Below are 16,574 nucleotides of genomic sequence, written 5' to 3'. Positions count from 1 at the left end.
GCACATATTTGATTTTTGGCGCGGTCTTGTCCATGGTGATCGGAGCATAGCAAGCAATCTTGCGCGCAGCGGCTGATGCGCCGCATACCAAAAACAGGAAACGCGCCATGAACCTTTTCGACCTCTCAGGCCGCGTGGCCGTGATCACCGGCGGCAATGGCGGTATCGGACTCGGCATTGCACAGGCGCTCGCCGGCCAGGGCTGCAACGTCTCGATCTGGGGTCGCAATCCTGACAAGAACAGGAGCGCTGCCGCGAGCCTGGCGAGGCTGCCCGGCAAGGTCGACGCGCGGGTCTGCGACGTCACCGACCCGGCCTCGGTCAATGCCGCGATGAAGGCCACGCTCGACATTTTCGGTCGGGTCGATGGCTGCTTCGCCAATGCCGGCATTGGCGGCGGTGGCCGGCGCTCCTTCATCGAACGCACCGAGGAGGAATGGCGCACGATGTTTGCGACCAATCTCGACGGCGTATTCCACGCGTTCCAGGCTGCCGCGAGACACATGACCGAGCGCGCCGATGCCGGCGATCCCTTCGGCCGGCTGGTTGCGACTTCCAGCCTCGCCTCGATCTTCGGCACCGCACGCAACGAGCACTATGCCGCGACCAAGGCCGCGATCAACGCGCTGGTGCGCGCGCTCGGCGTCGAGCTGGCGCGCCACGGCGTCACCGCGAATGCGATCCTGCCCGGCTGGATCAAGAGCGACATGACCTCGGGCCTGATGGCCAACGACAAGTTCGTCGCCAACGTGATGCCGCGCATTCCGGTGCGGCGCTTCGGAGAGGCCAGCGATTTCGGCGGCATCGCGGTATATCTGATGAGCAAGGCCTCGTCGTATCACACGGCGGATACGTTCGTGATCGACGGCGGCTATACGGCGTTTTGATTTTCATGATGAGGGGGAATGGCACATGTTTTCACACGTGATGATCGGCACCAACGACCTCGACAAGGCCAAGGCGTTCTACGACAGCCTGCTCGGCACGCTCGAGGTGCGGCCGGCCAAGGTTGACGGCCATCGCATCTTCTACATCACCAAGACCGGCGTGTTCTCGGTCACGAAACCGATCAACGGCGAGGCAGCGACGTGCGCGAATGGCGGAACCATCGGCTTTGCCGCCAACTCGCCGGAGCAGGTCAATGCATGGCATACGGCCGGCGTCGCCGCCGGCGGCGTTCCTTGCGAAGATCCGCCGGGCGTCCGCCAGGGCCCGGGCGTCAAGCTCTATATTGCGTATTTGCGTGACCTCGACGGCAACAAGATCTGTGCGATGCACCGGATGGCGAATTAGCTACACATACGGCTGTCATTCCCCGCGAAGGCGGGGAATCCAGTACGCCGTGGCTTCTCCAGGAATCACCGATGTCACGGAGTACTGGATCGCCCGATCAAGTCGGGCGATGACAGCGAGAATGCCGCACTATTCAAACAACATTTCAAACGCCCTGCGATATTCCATCGCATGGCATGGTTCGCTGTAGAAATGCGCGCTCGCACTTTGGCGATGCTGCGACTATTCTTTCCTCCAGCAGGATCTCAGCGCCCTCGGGAGGAACAATGACAAAACACACCTATATTCCCCGCACCACTAACTACACCCTCAATCCCGGCGACGAGCTCAACGACCTCAGGATGTCGGACCAGGTCCGGCCGCTCTATGATCACGTCAGGAAGTTCATCCGCAACACCGTCGAGCCGATGTCGATCGAGTTCGCCAAGGCAGGTGAAGGCAAGGAAGACCGCTGGAGCTTTACGCCGAAGCAGCTCGAGGTGCTGGAGAAGGCGAAGAACAAGGCCAAGCAGGAAGGCCTCTGGAACTTCTTCCTGCCCGACGACGAGACCGGCCAGGGCCTGAAGAATCTCGACTACGCCTATATCGCCTCCGAGCTCGGCAAGAGCCCGCTGGCCTCGGAGAGCATGAACTGCTCGGCGCCGGATACCGGCAACATGGAGGTGCTGGAGCGCGTCGGCACCAAGGAGCAGAAGGAGAAGTGGCTGAAGCCGCTGATGAACGGCGAGATCCGCTCGGCCTATGTCATGACCGAGCCGAACGTCGCCTCCTCCGACGCCAAGAACATCTCGACGAGCGCAAAGCTCGTCGGCGATGAGTGGGTGATCAACGGCGAGAAGTACTACATCTCCGGCGTCGGCGATCCCCGTTGCAAGATCCTCATCGTGATGGTGAAGACCAATCCGGATGCGGCGCCGAGCAAGCAGCAGTCACAGATCCTGGTGCCGCGCGACACGCCCGGCGTCGAGGTGCTCGGTCCCATGTACGTGTTCGGCCAGGACCACGCGCCGCGCGGCCACATGCACATGCGCTTCAACAACGTGCGCGTGCCCAAGGAGAACATTCTGCTCGGCGAAGGCCGCGGCTTCGAGATCTCGCAGCTTCGGCTCGGCCCGGGCCGCATCCATCACTGCATGCGCACCATCGGCAAGGCCGAGAAGGCGCTCGATCTGATGGTGCAGCGCGGCCTCACCCGCGAAGCCTTCGGCAAGAAGATCGCCCATCTCGGCGGCAACATGCAGATCATCGCGCAGGCGCGCTGCGAGATCGAGGCGATGCGGCTGATGGTGCTGAAGGCCGCCAAGGCCATGGACGTGCTCGGCAACAAGGAAGCCCGCGTCTGGGTGTCCATGGTCAAGGCCATGGTGCCGGAGCGAGCCTGCAAGATCATCGACCAGTCGATCCAGATGCACGGCGCCACCGGCATCTCGCACTGGACCCCGCTCGCCGAGATGTACCAGGACGTGCGGCACCTGCGCTTCGCGGATGGTCCGGACGAGGTGCACTGGATGGTGGTGGGACGCCACGAGCTGAGCATGGCGTAAGGCCCAGCCTCTCCCTCTCCTCGTTTTCACGGGGAGAGGGAGCAAACCGTCCTACGACGCGGCCTCGACCTTGTCCTGCGTCTTCGTTTCGAAATCGCTGGCGTCATGCCGCTCGTGGAGCTGGCTGGCGGGATCACCGGAGACGCGGTTGACCATGCGGCCGCGCTTGACGGCCGGGCGCTTGGCAATCTGGTCGGTCCAGCGCTGCACGTGCTTGTAGTCCTGCACGGACAGGAATTCGCCCGCGCCATAGACCAGCCCCTTGGCGAGCGCGCCGTACCAGGGCCATACCGCGATGTCGGCGATGGTGTAGTCGCTGCCGGAGAGATATTCGTTGTCGGCAAGCCGGCGGTCGAGCACGTCGAGCTGACGCTTGGTCTCCATCGCGAAACGGTCGATGGCGTATTCGATCTTGGACGGCGCGTAGGCGTAGAAATGGCCGAAGCCGCCGCCGAGATAGGGCGCGCTGCCCATCTGCCAGAACAGCCACGACGTCGCCTCGGTGCGGCTCTTGATGTCCTTCGGCAGGAAGGCGCCGAACTTTTCCGCGAGATAAAGCAGGATCGAGCCGGACTCGAACACCCGGATCGGCTCGGGGCCGGAGCGATCCATCAGCGCCGGGATTTTCGAATTCGGATTGATGTCGACGAAGCCGCTGCCGAACTGGTCGCCATTGCCTATTCTGATCAGCCAGGCGTCGTATTCGGCGCCCTTGTGGCCGAGCGCCAGAAGCTCCTCCAGCATCACGGTGACCTTGACGCCATTCGGCGTCGCCAGCGAATAGAGCTGGAAGGGATGGCGGCCGACCGGCAGCTCCTTGTCGTGGGTAGGACCGGCGATCGGACGGTTGATGCTGGCAAACTGCCCGCCGTTCTCCTTGTTCCAGGTCCAGACTTTTGGTGGCACGTAAGGGGTGTCGGTCATACGAGGGCTCCGGCGGAAAAGATGCGCCTGCATTAATTAGCCCACGGATGGCCGATGACAAGGCCTGCCGGGTCTGCGTCCGACGCGGGCCTCAGGCCCGCGTCATGCGTCCGGTTGCGGCGACCTTATCGCAAAGCCAGCCATTTGGCGCCGATGCCCACCGACATAGCGCGTGAAGATCCGCAGCTTGCTTTCGCTTAATTCGCACGACGGAATGGCTATCCCGATTGACGACGCCTGCACGCAAGAAGAGCGGAGGAATCCGGCATGGCATCACCGGTAATGATGAGTTAGCGTCGCCGCCGCTTCGCCCGCTAAAGCAACGAGACGCGAAGGCCGCCGGAGGGAACGATGAAATCGCCGATCTGCGACATGCTGGGCATCGAGTTCCCACTGCTTGCCTTCAGCCATTGCCGCGATGTCGTCGCCGCCGTCAGCCGCGCCGGCGGGTTTGGCGTGCTCGGCGCCACCGTGCACACACCTGACACCCTCGAACGCGAGCTGAGATGGATCGACGAGCACGTTGACGGCAAGCCTTACGGCGTCGACGTGCTGATCCCCGAAAACATCTCGACTGCGGGCGAAAAGGACGTCACCTGGAAGAGCCTGGAAGCGCGCGTGCCACAGGAGCACCGCAACTACACGCGCGATCTCCTGAAGAAATACGACATCGAGCTCACGACCACTGAGGTCTCTGACAACCAGCCGCAGCCGTTCGATGCCGCGACCGCGTTGGAGTTACTGGAGGTCTCGTTCAACCACCCGATCCGGCTGATCGCCAATGCCCTGGGCGTGCCGCCGAAGGCCATGATCAAGATGGGCAGGAAGCACGGCGTGCCGGTCGCGGCGCTGGTCGGCGCCAAGGAGCACGCGCTGCGACAGGTTGCGGCCGGCGTCGATATCCTCGTGGTGCAGGGCACCGAGGCCGGCGGCCATTGCGGCGAGGTCTCCACCATGGTGCTGGTGCCCGAGGTGATCAAGGCGATCAAGCCGATCCGCGACGTCCCGGTGCTGGCCGCCGGCGGCATTATGACAGGACGGCAGATGGCGGCCTGCATGGCGATGGGCGCGGCCGGCGCCTGGACCGGCTCGGTGTGGCTTGCGACGGTGGAGGCCGAGACCACGGAAATCTTTCGTGAGAAGATGATCGCGGCATCATCGCGCGATGCGGTGCGCTCAAAGGGCCGTACCGGAAAGCCGGCACGGCAGCTTCGCTCGGTCTGGACCGACGCCTGGGACCGCGCACCCGAGAGCCCCGGCGCATTGCCGATGCCGCTGCAAAGCATCGTCAGCCGCGACGCCTTCAACGCGATCGACCGGGCCGCGGCGGGCGGCAACGCGAAGGCACGCGATCTCGTGAGTTACTTCGTTGGCCAGGGCGTCGGGCTGATCGACAGCGTGAAGTCGGCCGGCGCGGTGGTGCAGGAGTTCAAGGAAGAGTTCGCCGAAGCCGTCGAGCACATGAATGCGCTGGTGGCGGAGTAGTTGCTCGTGGCCGGAGTGGTGTTCGCGGCCCATCCTTCGAGGCTCGGTCGGCGACGCAGATGCGCCGCCGACCTCACACCTCAGGATGACGCGGTACCCGTAGCCGTCACCCTGAGGTGCGAGTCGCGCGGTGCGTAGCGCCGCGCAGCGAGCCTCGAAGGGCGACGGCGTGCCCAAGATCCAGAACGTGAAGCAAGAGCAAAATGACAAAGTCTATCACTTCCGAAGACCGCATCCCGGTCATCGTCGGCGTCGGCGAGGTCGTCGATCGTCCCAAGCAGATCACCGATGGCCTCGAGCCGCTCGACCTGCTCGAACAGGCGCTGCGGCGTGCGGAAGCAGACGCCGGCGCAAAGCTGCTCGGCGAGGTGCAATCGCTCGACGTCGTCAACTTTCTGAGCTGGCGTTATCGCGATCCGGAGAAGCTGCTGGCGCAACGGTTCGGCATCACGCCTTCGCATTGCTATTACGGCCCGGTCGGCGGCGAGAGCCCGATCCGCTACATCCACGAGGCAGCGAAGCGCATCGCGCGCGGCGAATGCATCGTGGCGGCGGTCTGCGGCGCGGAGGCGCAATCGACCGCGACCAAGGCCGAACGCGCCGGGGCTAAGCTGCCGTGGACGCCGTTCGCGCACGACGTCGAGGAACCCAAGCGCGGCGCGGCGTTCCAGAAACCATTGGCCGTGAAGCTCGGTGTGTTCCGCCCCGTCACCGTCTATCCGTTCTATGAGGCGGCCTCGTCCGCGCATTGGGGCCAGACGCCACGCGAAGCCTTAGCTGAGTCCGGCACGCTGTGGTCGCGCTATTCGGATGCCGCCGCGCAAAATCCCAACGCCTGGCTGAAGCGGCGCTATGCGCCGGACGAGATCACGACGCCGACGGCAGACAATCGCCTCATCGCGTGGCCCTACAACAAGCTCATGGTTGCCAACCCCAGCGTCAACATGGGCGGTGCGGTGCTGCTCACCAGCCTCGCCAGGGCCCGCGCTGCCGGCATTGCCGAGGACAAGCTGGTCTACCCGCTTGGCGGCGCCTCGGCGGAAGAACCGCGCGACTATCTCCTGCGTGACCAGTTTTACGAGAGCCATTCACAGAATGCGGTGCTGAAAGCCGTGATGGATCTCGCCGGCGGCGACGGCAGAAAGTTCGACGCGATCGAACTGTACAGCTGCTTCCCGTGCGTGCCCAAGATGGCGCGGCGGACGCTCGGCCTGGGCGCGGACGCGCAGCCGACCGTGACCGGCGGCCTCACCTTCTTCGGCGCGCCGCTCAATACCTACATGACGCATGCGGCCTGCGCGATGGTGCGGCGGGTACGCGATGGCGCAAAACTCGGCCTGCTCTACGGCCAGGGCGGCTTCGTCACCAAGCATCACGCGCTGGTGGTGTCGAAGGTGCCGCCGCGCGAGGCGTTGGCGCAGGAGACGAGCGTGCAGGCGGCAGCCGACCGCAACAAGCGCGCGGTGCCGGAGTTCGTCACGGATGTCTCAGGCAAGGGCAAGGTCGAGAGCTTTACAGTGCTCTATGGCCGAGGCGGCGATCTCGAGCACGGCGTGGTGATGCTGCGGACGGAAGATGACAGGCGCACGCTGGCGCGGATTCCGGCGAACGATACGGCGACGCTGGCGCATCTGCTGAATATGGATAGGACGCCGGTAGGCTCGCTCGGCGAGATCACGATGGCCGTCGATGGCGTGCCGGAGTGGCGGGTGGCGTAGCTCTCGTAGGGTGGGTTGGCCGAAGGCGTAACCCACCTCTTTTGCTTGCGCGGAGACAAACAGTGGCGGGTTACGCTTCGCAACCCACCCTACAAGTTCGGAGCTACCCCTTCGGCGCCTGCTTCTCCGACGCCGTCGCCGGCTTGCCCTTGGCGGCGCCGGTCACGCGGACCGGGTCGCCGTCGGAAAGGCCATCCGGTGGTGCCGTGATGACGCGGTCATCCGCTGCAATGCCTGAGGCGAGTTCGATCTCGCGGCCGAGATCGCGGGCGATCGTCACCGGCTTGAACAGCACCTTGTCATCCGCGCCGACGGTCGCGACGCGCAGGCCGTTGCCGTTGAAGATCAGGGCGCTTGCCGGGATGCTGAGCGGCGCGGAATCGCGCTGGAGGCTCAGCTTCACGCTCGCATAGCCGCCGGGCATCAGTTCACCGCCGGAATTGTCGAGCCCAAGCTGCATCCGCGTTGTCCCGGAGGCGACGTCGACGGCTTGCGAGGAAGCCTCCACCGTCGCCTGGAAGGTCCGGTTCGGATACTCCGGCAGCACGATGCTGGCCTTTGCGCCGATCTTGATCGCCGGGACGTAATTCTGGGGCACGTTGACGTAGACGCGCAGCTTGGTGATGTCGGAGACCACGAACATCGCCGGCCCCGAGCCGCCGCCCGCGTTGATCAGCGCACCGACGTCGGTATCGCGCGCCGTGACGACGCCGTCGAATGGAACGGTGATCTTCTTGTAGCCGGCGAGCGCCTCAAGCCGTTCGACATTGGCCTGCCCCGAATGCACGGCGGCGTTCTTGTTGGAGAGATCGGCGGTGCGCTCGTCGATTTCCTGCGCAGAGACGAAGTTGGAGGCGACCAGCGTCTTGCGCCGGTTGAGCGTCGCCTCCGACAGCCTGGCGCTCGCCTGCTGGCTGGCGAGGTCGGCACGGGCTTGTAGCAGTTGTTGATCGAGGTCGGGCGCCTCGATCTCGGCGATCACCTGGCCGGCCTTGACGCGGGCGCCGATGTCGGCGCGCCAGCTCTTCAGGTAACCCGACACGCGCGCGAAGATCGGGGCACGGGAATAGGCTTCGAGTCGGCCCGGCAGGTCGAGGCTGGCATTGAGAGCCTTGGCGTTGGGTAGCGTCACCGCGACGCTGGGAACGGCCTGATCGTCGGTCCATTCCTTCAGCTTAGAGCCCTGCTCCTCGCGCGCGCGGATGCCGGTGCCGACCACGAGGCCTGCCGCGATCAGCGCCACCACGCCGAAAATGCCCAGTTTCCGGTGCGATACCGGGGAGCGGGATTCAGTGGGCGACATGCGGAGTCTCCAGGGAGGCGGCGGCTTTGGCGCCCTGCTTCTTGTGTACCATACTGAACACCACGGGAACAAACATCAGCGTGGCGAAGGTTGCAAAGATCAGGCCGCCGATCACGGCGCGGCCGAGCGGCGCATTCTGCTCGCCGCCCTCGCCGAGCCCCAGGGCCATCGGCGCCATGCCGATGATCATGGCGAGCGCGGTCATCAGCACCGGGCGGAACCGGACGAAGCCGGCTTCCAGCGCCGCGGCGATGGGATCGCCGAGTTCCTCGTAGCGCTCGCGGGCGAACGAGATCACGAGCACGCTGTTGGCGGTGGCAACGCCCATGCACATGATGGCGCCGGTCAGTGCCGGCACCGACAGCGTCGTTTCGGTCGCAAACAGCATCCAGACAATGCCGGCGAGCGCGGCCGGCAGCGCCGTGATGATCACGAAGGGATCGGACCAGGACTGGAAGTTCACGACGATCAGGAAGTAGATCAGCACGACCGCCCCGAGTAGGCCGAACAAGAGGCCGGTGAAAGCGCTGTTCATGGTCTGCACCTGGCCGAGCAGCACCACGGAGGAGCCTTTCGGCACCTCCTTGGCGGTGTCGGCGATCACCTGGCGGATGTCGGCGGCGACGGCACCGAGATCGCGGCCCGAGGTCGTGGCGAAGATCTGCACCATCGACTGGATGTCGTATTGCGACACCACCGCGCTCGAGGTCGAGCGCTTGATGTCGGCGATGCCGCCGAGGATCGGCGATTGCGAGTTGCCGGCCGCCGTGATCGGCAGCGTCTGCAGCGCGCTGAGCGAGTCGACCTGATATTGCGGCGTCTGCATCACGATCGAGTAAGACACGCCGTTATCGGGATTGAGGTAGTAGGTCGGCGCCACCTGCGAGGAGCCGGCAAGATTGACCACGAGACTGTTGGTGACGTCGCGCTCGGTCAGGCCGACATATTGCGCGCGGGTGCGATCGACATCGATGTTGAAGGTCGGATTGTTCGGCGACTGCTGGATGCGCGCATCCGCGACGCCGGGAATCCTGCGGACCTTGGCCAGCAGATTGTTGGCGTAAGCGAAGTTGGCGCTGACATTGGCACCACGGATCTGCAGGTCGATCGGCGCCGGCGCGCCAAAGTTCAGGATCTGGCTGACGATGTCGGCGGGCAGGAAGGCGAAGCTGATGCCGGGGAACAGCCGCGGCAGTTGCTCACGCAGCACGCGCACATGCTCATCGGTCGGCTTGTGGCCCTCCTTCAGCTTGATCTGAATGTCGCCATCCTGCGGGCCGATCACGCCGGTGTTGTTGTAGGTCATGTTGATGCCGGAGATCGGCATGCCAATGTTGTCGGTCAGCGTTTCGATCTCGCCCGGGATCAGCTTGCGGATCGCCTTCTGCACGTCGGCGAGCTGGTTCGCGGTCTCCTCGACGCGGGTGCCGACCTGGGTGCGGACGTGCATCAGGATATTGCCGGCATCGACCGCGGGGAAGAAGTTGCGTCCGAGGAACGGCACCAGCGCGAAGGACGCGCCGACCACGCAGAGGAAGCCGATCACGAACACCGGACGGTGCGCGAGCGCGAGCCCGAGGAAATTGTGGTAGCCGCCGCGAATGCGCTCGAAACGAGCCTCGAAGCCGCGCTGGAACCAGACCAGCGGATTGCGCGACTTCGGCGGGCCGTCCTCGTGATGGACATGCGCCTGCAACAAATAGTTCGCCATGGTCGGCACCAGCGTGCGCGACAGCAGGAACGACCAGATCATCGCGAACATCACCGCTTCGGCCATCGGCACGAACAGGAAGCGCGCCACGCCGGTGAGGAAGAACATCGGCACGAACACGATGCAGATGCAGAGCAGAGAGACGAAGGCCGGCGTCACGATCTGGTTGGCGCCGTCGAGGATCGACTGCTCGACCGGCTTGCCCTGCTCCAGATGGTAGTTGATGTTCTCGATGGTGACGGTGGCGTCGTCGACGAGGATGCCGACGGCGAGCGCGAGGCCGCCGAGCGTCATGATGTTGAGCGTCTCGCCGATCGCCGACAGCATGATGATGGCGCCGAGCACGGAGAGCGGGATCGAGACCGCGATGATGACGGTCGAGCGCCAGCTGCCGAGGAACAGCAGGATCATGACGCTGGTGAGCAGCGCCGCGATCACGCCTTCGAACGCAACGCCTTCGATGGCGCCGCGGACGAACACCGACTGGTCGCCGATGAAGCCGATCTTGAGCGCGTCCGGCATCTGGTCCTTGACGTCGATCACCTTCTGCTTGATGCCCGCGATGATGTCGAGCGTCGAGGTCGCGCCCGCCTTCAGCACCATCATCAGCACCGAGCGGTTGCCGTCGACATGGACGATGTTGGTCTGCGGTGGGTTGCCGTCCCTGACGGTCGCGACGTCGCGCACATAGACCATCGCGCCGTTGACGGTCTTGATCGGCAGATTGCCGAGCTCCTCGATCTTCAGCGGCGAGTTGTTGAGCTGGATGTTGTATTCGAACTGCCCGATCTTTTGCGTGCCGACCGGCGTGATCAGGTTCTGGGCTGCGAGTGCGTTGGCGACGTCCTGGCCGGACAGGCCGCGGGCCTGGAGCGCGGTGGGATCGAGGTCGATCTGGACCTGGCGCTGCTTGCCGCCGAACGGATAGGGGATAGCTGCGCCGGGCACGGTGACCAGCGGCGTGCGGAGCTGGTTGATGCCGATATCGGCGAGGTTCTGCTCGGTAAGGCCATCGCCCGACAGCGCCACCTGGATGATCGGCACGGTCGAGGCGGAATAGTTCAGGATGAGGGGCGGCGTCGCGCCGGGCGGCATCTGCTTGAGCAACGTCTGCGAGATCGCGGTGACCTGCGCGTTGGCGGTGCGGATGTCGACGTTGGGTTGGAAGAAGATCTTGATGATGCCAAAGCCGTTATAGGAATTGGCGGCGATGTGCTCGATGTCGTTGACCGTCGTGGTCAGCGCGCGCTGGAACGGCGTCGTGATGCGGCCCGACATCTGGTCGGGAGGCAGGCCCGTGTACTGCCAGACCACGCCGATCACGGGGATGCGGATGTCCGGAAAGATGTCGGTCGGCGTCCGCAGCGCCGCCAGCGGTCCGATGATCAGAAGCAGAAGCGCGAGCACTACAAACGTGTAAGGCCGGCTCAGGGCAATACGGACCAGAGCAATCATTCGCCGGACAATTCCAAAGCACGGGACAAGGAACACGCCCCCGCGGGTTCCTTGGCTGATTTACCCGAACACCGCCGAAATGGCCAACGACCCCTGCGTCACAGGCGGTCACTTCCCCGCTATCGCACCACGAAATCGCATTCCAGATATGCAGGCGCGTCTAAGGAGAACGGAAGCGACTCGCCTACGCCAAAAAGCGGCGCCCAAAGGCGCCGCTCTCAGAGTTGCCATTCCATCACGGCTACGCCGCGCGGACGTTGGTCAGGAATTTGCTGACCTCGGTCTTGAGCCGGCTCGAGTCGTTCGAGAGCATCTGCGCTGCCGACAGCACCTGCGAGGACGCTGTGCCGGTTTCGGTCGCGCCGCGCTGCACGTCGGTGATGTTGGACGAAACCTGCTGCGTACCCTGGGCGGCCTGCTGGACGTTGCGGGCGATTTCCTGGGTCGCCGCGCCCTGCTCTTCGACCGCGGCCGCAATCGCCGACGAGATCTCCGACAAACGCTCGATGGTCGAGGAGATCTCCTTGATGGCGCCGACCGAGTCGTTGGTCGCCGCCTGGATGCCGGAGATCTGCTGACCGATCTCGCCGGTCGCCTTCGCGGTCTGCTCGGCCAGCGCCTTCACCTCGGAGGCCACGACCGCAAAGCCGCGGCCGGCTTCGCCGGCGCGCGCCGCCTCGATGGTCGCGTTCAGCGCCAGCAGGTTGGTCTGGCCGGCGATGGTGTTGATCAGCTCGACGACGTCGCCGATGCGCGAGGCGGCCTTGGAGAGCTCGCTGACGCGCTCGGTGGTGGCGCGCGCCTGGCCGACGGCATCGCCCGCCATCCGCGCCGATTCCTGCACCTGGCGGCTGATCTCGCCCACGGACGAAGCCATCTCCTCGGTCGCCGATGCCACCGACTGCACGTTGGTCGAGGCTTCCTCCGACGCCGCGGCAACCGTGGTCGCCAGCCGCTGTGAGCGGTCGGCGGTCGAGGTCAATGTCGAGGCCGAGGCTTCGAGCTGGGTCGATGCCGACGACACGGTCTGCACGATCTCGCCGATCATCGTTTCAAATTCGCGGGTGACGTTATCGACGCGGCGGCCGCGCTCGATCTTGGCTTCGGCGTCGGCGGCCGCGGCCTCATCGGCGGCCTTCTTGGCGATCAGCGCTTCCTTGAAGATCTGGAGCACGTCGGCCATGGCGCCGATCTCGGTCTTCTCACCGCGATGCGGGACTTCGGCGGAAAGCTCGCCCTTGCCCAGCGCCTGCATCGGCTCGATGATCGAATTGATGCCGCTGGAGACGTCCTGGACGAGGTAGAAGCCGACGCCGATACCGATGACGACGGCAGCGCCGAGAATGATCGAGACCAGCATGAAAGCGAAGGAATAGCTGTCGGCGGCATCCTGGGCAGCCTGGTCGCCGCCCTTGGTGTTGAGCTCGATGTCCTTGGTCAGCACTTCATCCGAGGCAAGGCCGATCTTGTTGACCGTCTTGGTGTTGAGCTCCTGGGCCTCGTGCGGAACCTTGCCGGCCTCCTTGCGCGAGAGCGCCATGACGTCGTCGGTGCCCTTCTTGTAGTCGTCCCAGAGCTTACCCCAGTCGTTATACAGCTTCCGCTCTTCGGGCGAGGTGATCATCGGCTCGTAGGCCTTGCGCGCCTTGGAGAGCGCCTCGATCACGGTGCCGGCAGTCTTCTCGTTCGCGAGCTTTTCCTCGAGGGTTTCCGACAGCATGTGCTGACGAATTACGTTGCGATAAGTGATCACGCTGGCCCGGAGCTCGCCGAGCACCCGCACGCTGGGCATCCAGCTCGTGGTGATTTCGGTGGTATTGGCGTTCATCGACCGCATTTTCATGACGGCGAGCAGACCCATGCCGGACATCGCGACCAGCAGGAACGCCACGACACTGATGATCTTGGCGCGGATGGAAATGGTGGCGAGCATAATAGGGTCTCTTGTGCTGGAGCGGTGGCGCGCCCGGAAGTTCTACGAATCAACCAAAGGGAGCAGCACCGACATCCAACACCAGAGCACCTGAGCAGATGTTAACTACGACTCCGTACGAGTACGGAAGCCCGAAACAAATGAACATGGCGCTAAGAATGCCCTGCGCTCAACGCATGAGCCCAAGCGCGTCCGTGAAAAACGCCGCGCCACCAAAATTTCCAGACTTCAGGGCGAGCAACATCTCGCCTGCCTCTGCACCGACTGCGCGCAACACCGGGACGCCTGCGGCGATTTCCACTCCCACGAGAAATCCAGGAATCCTCAACCGGTCGACCACGGCGCCGGATGTCTCGCCGCCGGCAACGACTAAGCGCCGCACGCCCGCCTGCACCAGGCCCTCGGCGATATCGGCCATCGCTTGCTCGATGGCATGACCGGCCGCGTCGCGGCCATGACGTGCCTGGAGCCCGGCGACCTGATCCGGCGTCGAGCTCGACGCGATCAGCACCGGACCGTCGGCCAGCCGCGGCCTGGCCCATGACAGCGCGCGCTGCGCTTCGTCCGCGCCCGTAATAATACGGTCCGGATCGAGGTGAAGCACCGGCATAATTCGTTCGGCATTCGCGATCTGCTGGAGCGTCGCCTGCGAGCAGCTTCCGGCAAGGCAGGCCGCCGATCCGCCGACGGGAGCCCCCGCTGCGCTGCTTGCCACGGTCGACTTGACCTTGCCCGTCGACACCAGCGCCCGCGCAAGCCCAAGACCGATGCCGGAAGCGCCGACAGACAGCCGATGTTCTGCGGCGACGAGCCCGATGGTCTCGAGGTCGCGGTCGAACACGGCGTCGATGATGGCGGCGCCGACGCCCTTGCCTGACAATTCCGCAAGGCGCGCCCGCACGGCCTCCGCCCCGCGCGTCACGGTCGCGAGATCGACGAGACCGATTTGCGTCTTGCTCTGACGCGCCAGCACGCGCACCAGGTTGGAATCACGCATCGGGTTGAGCGGATGGTCCTTCAGCGGGCTCTCGTTCAGCGGTACAGCGCCGACAAACAGATTGCCCTGGTAGACGGTGCGGCCGGTCTCCGGGAACGCCGGCGTGACCAGCACGATGGCCTCGCCGCAATCGGCGCGCAGCGCTTCCATCACCGGACCGATATTGCCTGCATCGGTGGAATCGAAGGTCGAGCAGATCTTGAACAGCACGTGACCCGCGCCTCGGCCGCGCAGCCATTGCTCCGCCGCGCGCGAACGCGACACGGCAAGATCCGCCTCGATCGAGCGGCTCTTCAGCGACACCACCACGGCGTCGACCTCGGGCAGCGCCAGATCGTCCGCCGGCACGCCGATGGTCTGCACCGTGCGCAGGCCCGCACGCGTCAGCGTGTTGGCGAGGTCGGAGGCGCCGGTGTAGTCGTCGGCGATGCAGCCAAGAGATAATTTCGCGGCGAGGGTCACGGCTTCACTCCCGCATAAGGCTTGAACCAGGCAAGGCCGTCGGTGGTCTTGCCGCGCGGATTATATTCGCAGCCGACGAAGCCGGCATAGCCGAGCCGGTCGAGCTCGGTGAACAGGAACGGATAGTTCAGCTCCTCGCTATCAGGCTCGTTGCGCGAGGGGATGCTGGCGATCTGGACGTGGCCGATGACCGGCATCATCTCGCGCAGCCGCATCGTGACGTCGCCATGGATGATCTGGCAGTGATAGATGTCGAACTGGAGCTTCAGGTTCGGAAGCCTCAGCTCCTGGATCAGGTCGCGCGCGAAACCGAAATCGTTGAGGAAGTATCCGGGCACGTTGCGCGCATTGATCGGCTCGAGCACGATGTCGATGCCGTGCGGCGCAAAGAACTCCGCGGCCCACGCCACCGATTTGTAGAACGCCTCGATGGCGACGCGCTCGCCACGGTTGGCGATGCCCGCCATCAAATGCAGCCGCTTGACGCCGGTCGCCTTGGCGTAAGGCAGCGCCGTCTCCAGGCTCGCCTTGAGCTCGGCGAATCGCGAGGGGAGTGCCGCAAAACCCTTCTCGCCGGCATTCCAGTCGCCCGGCGGCAGGTTGAACAGCGCCTGGGTCAGGCCGTTGCGCTTGAGCCGCTCGCCGACCGCCTCGGCCGGATGCTCGTAGGGAAAGAGAAACTCGACGGCAGTGAAGCCGGCTTGCGCAGCGGCATCGAAGCGATCGAGGAACGGCACCTCGGTGAACATCATCGAGAGATTGGCGGCGAAACGGGGCATTGGAATCCTCTTGTCTACTTGTCGCCGGGCAGCTTGACGCCGGTGACCTGCGCATACATCCGCGCCACCGACGCATCATCGTCGCGGCCCATGCCGGCGGCAGATGTCATCAGGAACATCTGGAGGGCCGCGGCCGAGACCGGCACCGGAAATCTGGCGGTACGCGCCATGTCCTGGATGATGCCGAGGTCCTTGACGAAGATCTCGACCGCGCTCTTCGGCGTGTAGTCGCCGTCGAGCACGTGCGGCATGCGGTTCTCGAACATCCAGGAATTGCCGGCAGAGGCCGTGATCACCTCATAGACCTTGCGGATGTCGAGACCCTGCTTGGCCGCGAACGCGATCGCCTCGCTGGCGGCGGCGATATGCACGCCGGCGAGCAACTGGTTAATCATCTTGAAGGCGGCGCCTTGCCCGGCGGCATCGCCAAGCTCGTAGAGTTTTGCGGCCATGGCATCGAGCGCGGGCCGCGCTTTCTCAAACGCAGCCGGACTGCCGGAGGCGAGAATCGTCAGCTCGCCTTGCGCGGCGCGCTGCGCTCCGCCGGAGATCGGCGCATCCAGATAGTGCCTGCCGGTCGCCTCCAACTGCTTGGCGAGACGCCGCGCCACGTCGGGGTCCATGGTAGCCGACGACAGGAAGACGCTGTCCTTGGCCATGGTTTCGGCGACGCCATCCTTGCCGAACAGGATCGTCTCGGTCTGCGCGGCATTGACGACGACACTGACGACGATATCGGCGCCCTTGGCGGCTTCGGCCGGCGTCTTGGCGCCGGCGCCGCCCTCCGTCACGAACCGCGCGACCACATCAGCCGAGACGTCGCAGCCGGTGACGATATGACCGGCCCGTTTCAGCGAGGTCGCCATGCCAAACCCCATCGAGCCGAGCCCGATGACGGCGATGCGCTGATTCTGTGACGTGGAGGCGGACATGCAACTGATCCTTGCGACGTTTCCCGGACGGCCGCCCT

12 protein-coding genes are annotated in these 16,574 nt (G+C 64.8%); 5 read left to right on the top strand and 7 right to left on the bottom strand.

Annotated elements, in window-relative coordinates:
- Positions 1 to 107: 107 nt before the first annotated feature.
- The 3 genes from QCM77_RS12735 to QCM77_RS12725 all read left to right on the top strand — a co-directional run bounded on the left by QCM77_RS12735 (position 108) and on the right by QCM77_RS12725 (position 2,837).
- Complete coding sequence (locus tag QCM77_RS12735) at positions 108 to 887, top strand: SDR family NAD(P)-dependent oxidoreductase (RefSeq protein ID WP_279665528.1); 780 nt, start codon at positions 108 to 110, stop codon at positions 885 to 887.
- A 25-nt stretch (positions 888 to 912) separates the two neighbouring features.
- Complete coding sequence (locus QCM77_RS12730; RefSeq protein WP_279665526.1) at positions 913 to 1,293, top strand: VOC family protein; 381 nt, start codon at positions 913 to 915, stop codon at positions 1,291 to 1,293.
- Positions 1,294 to 1,559: 266 nt separating this feature from the next.
- On the top strand, positions 1,560 to 2,837 hold the full coding sequence (locus QCM77_RS12725) for an acyl-CoA dehydrogenase family protein (protein WP_279665525.1): 1,278 nt from the start codon (positions 1,560 to 1,562) through the stop codon (positions 2,835 to 2,837).
- A gap of 51 nt (positions 2,838 to 2,888) precedes the next feature.
- Here QCM77_RS12725 and yghU read toward each other — a convergent pair whose 3' ends face one another.
- Positions 2,889 to 3,761 (bottom strand): glutathione-dependent disulfide-bond oxidoreductase, encoded by an 873-nt coding sequence (gene yghU / locus QCM77_RS12720; protein WP_279665524.1) that lies wholly within the window; start codon positions 3,759 to 3,761, stop codon positions 2,889 to 2,891.
- Between the two features lie 351 nt (positions 3,762 to 4,112).
- Between yghU and QCM77_RS12715 the strand changes: the two genes are divergently transcribed.
- A complete protein-coding gene (locus QCM77_RS12715) occupies positions 4,113 to 5,246 on the top strand; it encodes a nitronate monooxygenase (protein ID WP_279665523.1) in 1,134 nt (377 codons plus the stop codon).
- 203 nt (positions 5,247 to 5,449) lie between these two features.
- Positions 5,450 to 6,964 (top strand): acetyl-CoA acetyltransferase, encoded by a 1,515-nt coding sequence (locus tag QCM77_RS12710; protein ID WP_279665522.1) that lies wholly within the window; start codon positions 5,450 to 5,452, stop codon positions 6,962 to 6,964.
- A 103-nt stretch (positions 6,965 to 7,067) separates the two neighbouring features.
- Here the strand turns inward: QCM77_RS12710 and QCM77_RS12705 are convergent, their stop codons facing one another.
- The 6 genes from QCM77_RS12705 to ltnD form a co-directional block, all read right to left on the bottom strand.
- Positions 7,068 to 8,267 carry an efflux RND transporter periplasmic adaptor subunit gene (locus QCM77_RS12705; protein WP_279683848.1) on the bottom strand — a complete coding sequence of 400 codons (1,200 nt, stop codon included), beginning with the start codon at positions 8,265 to 8,267 and terminating at the stop codon, positions 7,068 to 7,070.
- Positions 8,254 to 11,433 (bottom strand): efflux RND transporter permease subunit, encoded by a 3,180-nt coding sequence (locus QCM77_RS12700; protein ID WP_279665518.1) that lies wholly within the window; start codon positions 11,431 to 11,433, stop codon positions 8,254 to 8,256. The genes QCM77_RS12705 and QCM77_RS12700 overlap by 14 nt, the downstream gene beginning before the upstream one ends.
- A 241-nt stretch (positions 11,434 to 11,674) precedes the next feature.
- Complete coding sequence (locus QCM77_RS12695) at positions 11,675 to 13,366, bottom strand: methyl-accepting chemotaxis protein (protein ID WP_279665517.1); 1,692 nt, start codon at positions 13,364 to 13,366, stop codon at positions 11,675 to 11,677.
- Between the two features lie 169 nt (positions 13,367 to 13,535).
- Positions 13,536 to 14,825: a 3-oxo-tetronate kinase gene (gene otnK, locus QCM77_RS12690; protein WP_279665516.1), complete on the bottom strand. Its 1,290-nt coding sequence runs from the start codon at positions 14,823 to 14,825 to the stop codon at positions 13,536 to 13,538.
- Positions 14,822 to 15,604: a 2-oxo-tetronate isomerase gene (otnI, locus tag QCM77_RS12685; protein WP_279665515.1), complete on the bottom strand. Its 783-nt coding sequence runs from the start codon at positions 15,602 to 15,604 to the stop codon at positions 14,822 to 14,824. Before otnI ends, otnK begins: the two co-directional genes overlap by 4 nt.
- A gap of 14 nt (positions 15,605 to 15,618) precedes the next feature.
- Positions 15,619 to 16,536, bottom strand: coding sequence for an L-threonate dehydrogenase (ltnD, locus tag QCM77_RS12680; protein WP_279665514.1), 918 nt, complete (start codon positions 16,534 to 16,536; stop codon positions 15,619 to 15,621).
- Between the last annotated feature and the right edge of the window lie 38 nt (positions 16,537 to 16,574).

This window comes from Bradyrhizobium nivariense (assembly GCF_029846695.2).
Lineage (GTDB): Bacteria > Pseudomonadota > Alphaproteobacteria > Rhizobiales > Xanthobacteraceae > Bradyrhizobium.
Note: the sequence above shows the minus strand (reverse complement) of the source record. Positions and strands in the feature narration are given on the sequence as shown.

Coding starts and splice junctions, on each gene's coding strand:
- QCM77_RS12735 (WP_279665528.1), top strand. CDS start 108: ATGAACCTTTTCGACCTCTCAGGCCGCGTGGCCGTGATCACCGGCGGC.
- QCM77_RS12730 (WP_279665526.1), top strand. CDS start 913: ATGTTTTCACACGTGATGATCGGCACCAACGACCTCGACAAGGCCAAG.
- QCM77_RS12725 (WP_279665525.1), top strand. CDS start 1,560: ATGACAAAACACACCTATATTCCCCGCACCACTAACTACACCCTCAAT.
- yghU (WP_279665524.1), bottom strand. CDS start 3,761: ATGACCGACACCCCTTACGTGCCACCAAAAGTCTGGACCTGGAACAAG.
- QCM77_RS12715 (WP_279665523.1), top strand. CDS start 4,113: ATGAAATCGCCGATCTGCGACATGCTGGGCATCGAGTTCCCACTGCTT.
- QCM77_RS12710 (WP_279665522.1), top strand. CDS start 5,450: ATGACAAAGTCTATCACTTCCGAAGACCGCATCCCGGTCATCGTCGGC.
- QCM77_RS12705 (WP_279683848.1), bottom strand. CDS start 8,267: ATGTCGCCCACTGAATCCCGCTCCCCGGTATCGCACCGGAAACTGGGC.
- QCM77_RS12700 (WP_279665518.1), bottom strand. CDS start 11,433: ATGATTGCTCTGGTCCGTATTGCCCTGAGCCGGCCTTACACGTTTGTA.
- QCM77_RS12695 (WP_279665517.1), bottom strand. CDS start 13,366: ATGCTCGCCACCATTTCCATCCGCGCCAAGATCATCAGTGTCGTGGCG.
- otnI (WP_279665515.1), bottom strand. CDS start 15,604: ATGCCCCGTTTCGCCGCCAATCTCTCGATGATGTTCACCGAGGTGCCG.
- ltnD (WP_279665514.1), bottom strand. CDS start 16,536: ATGTCCGCCTCCACGTCACAGAATCAGCGCATCGCCGTCATCGGGCTC.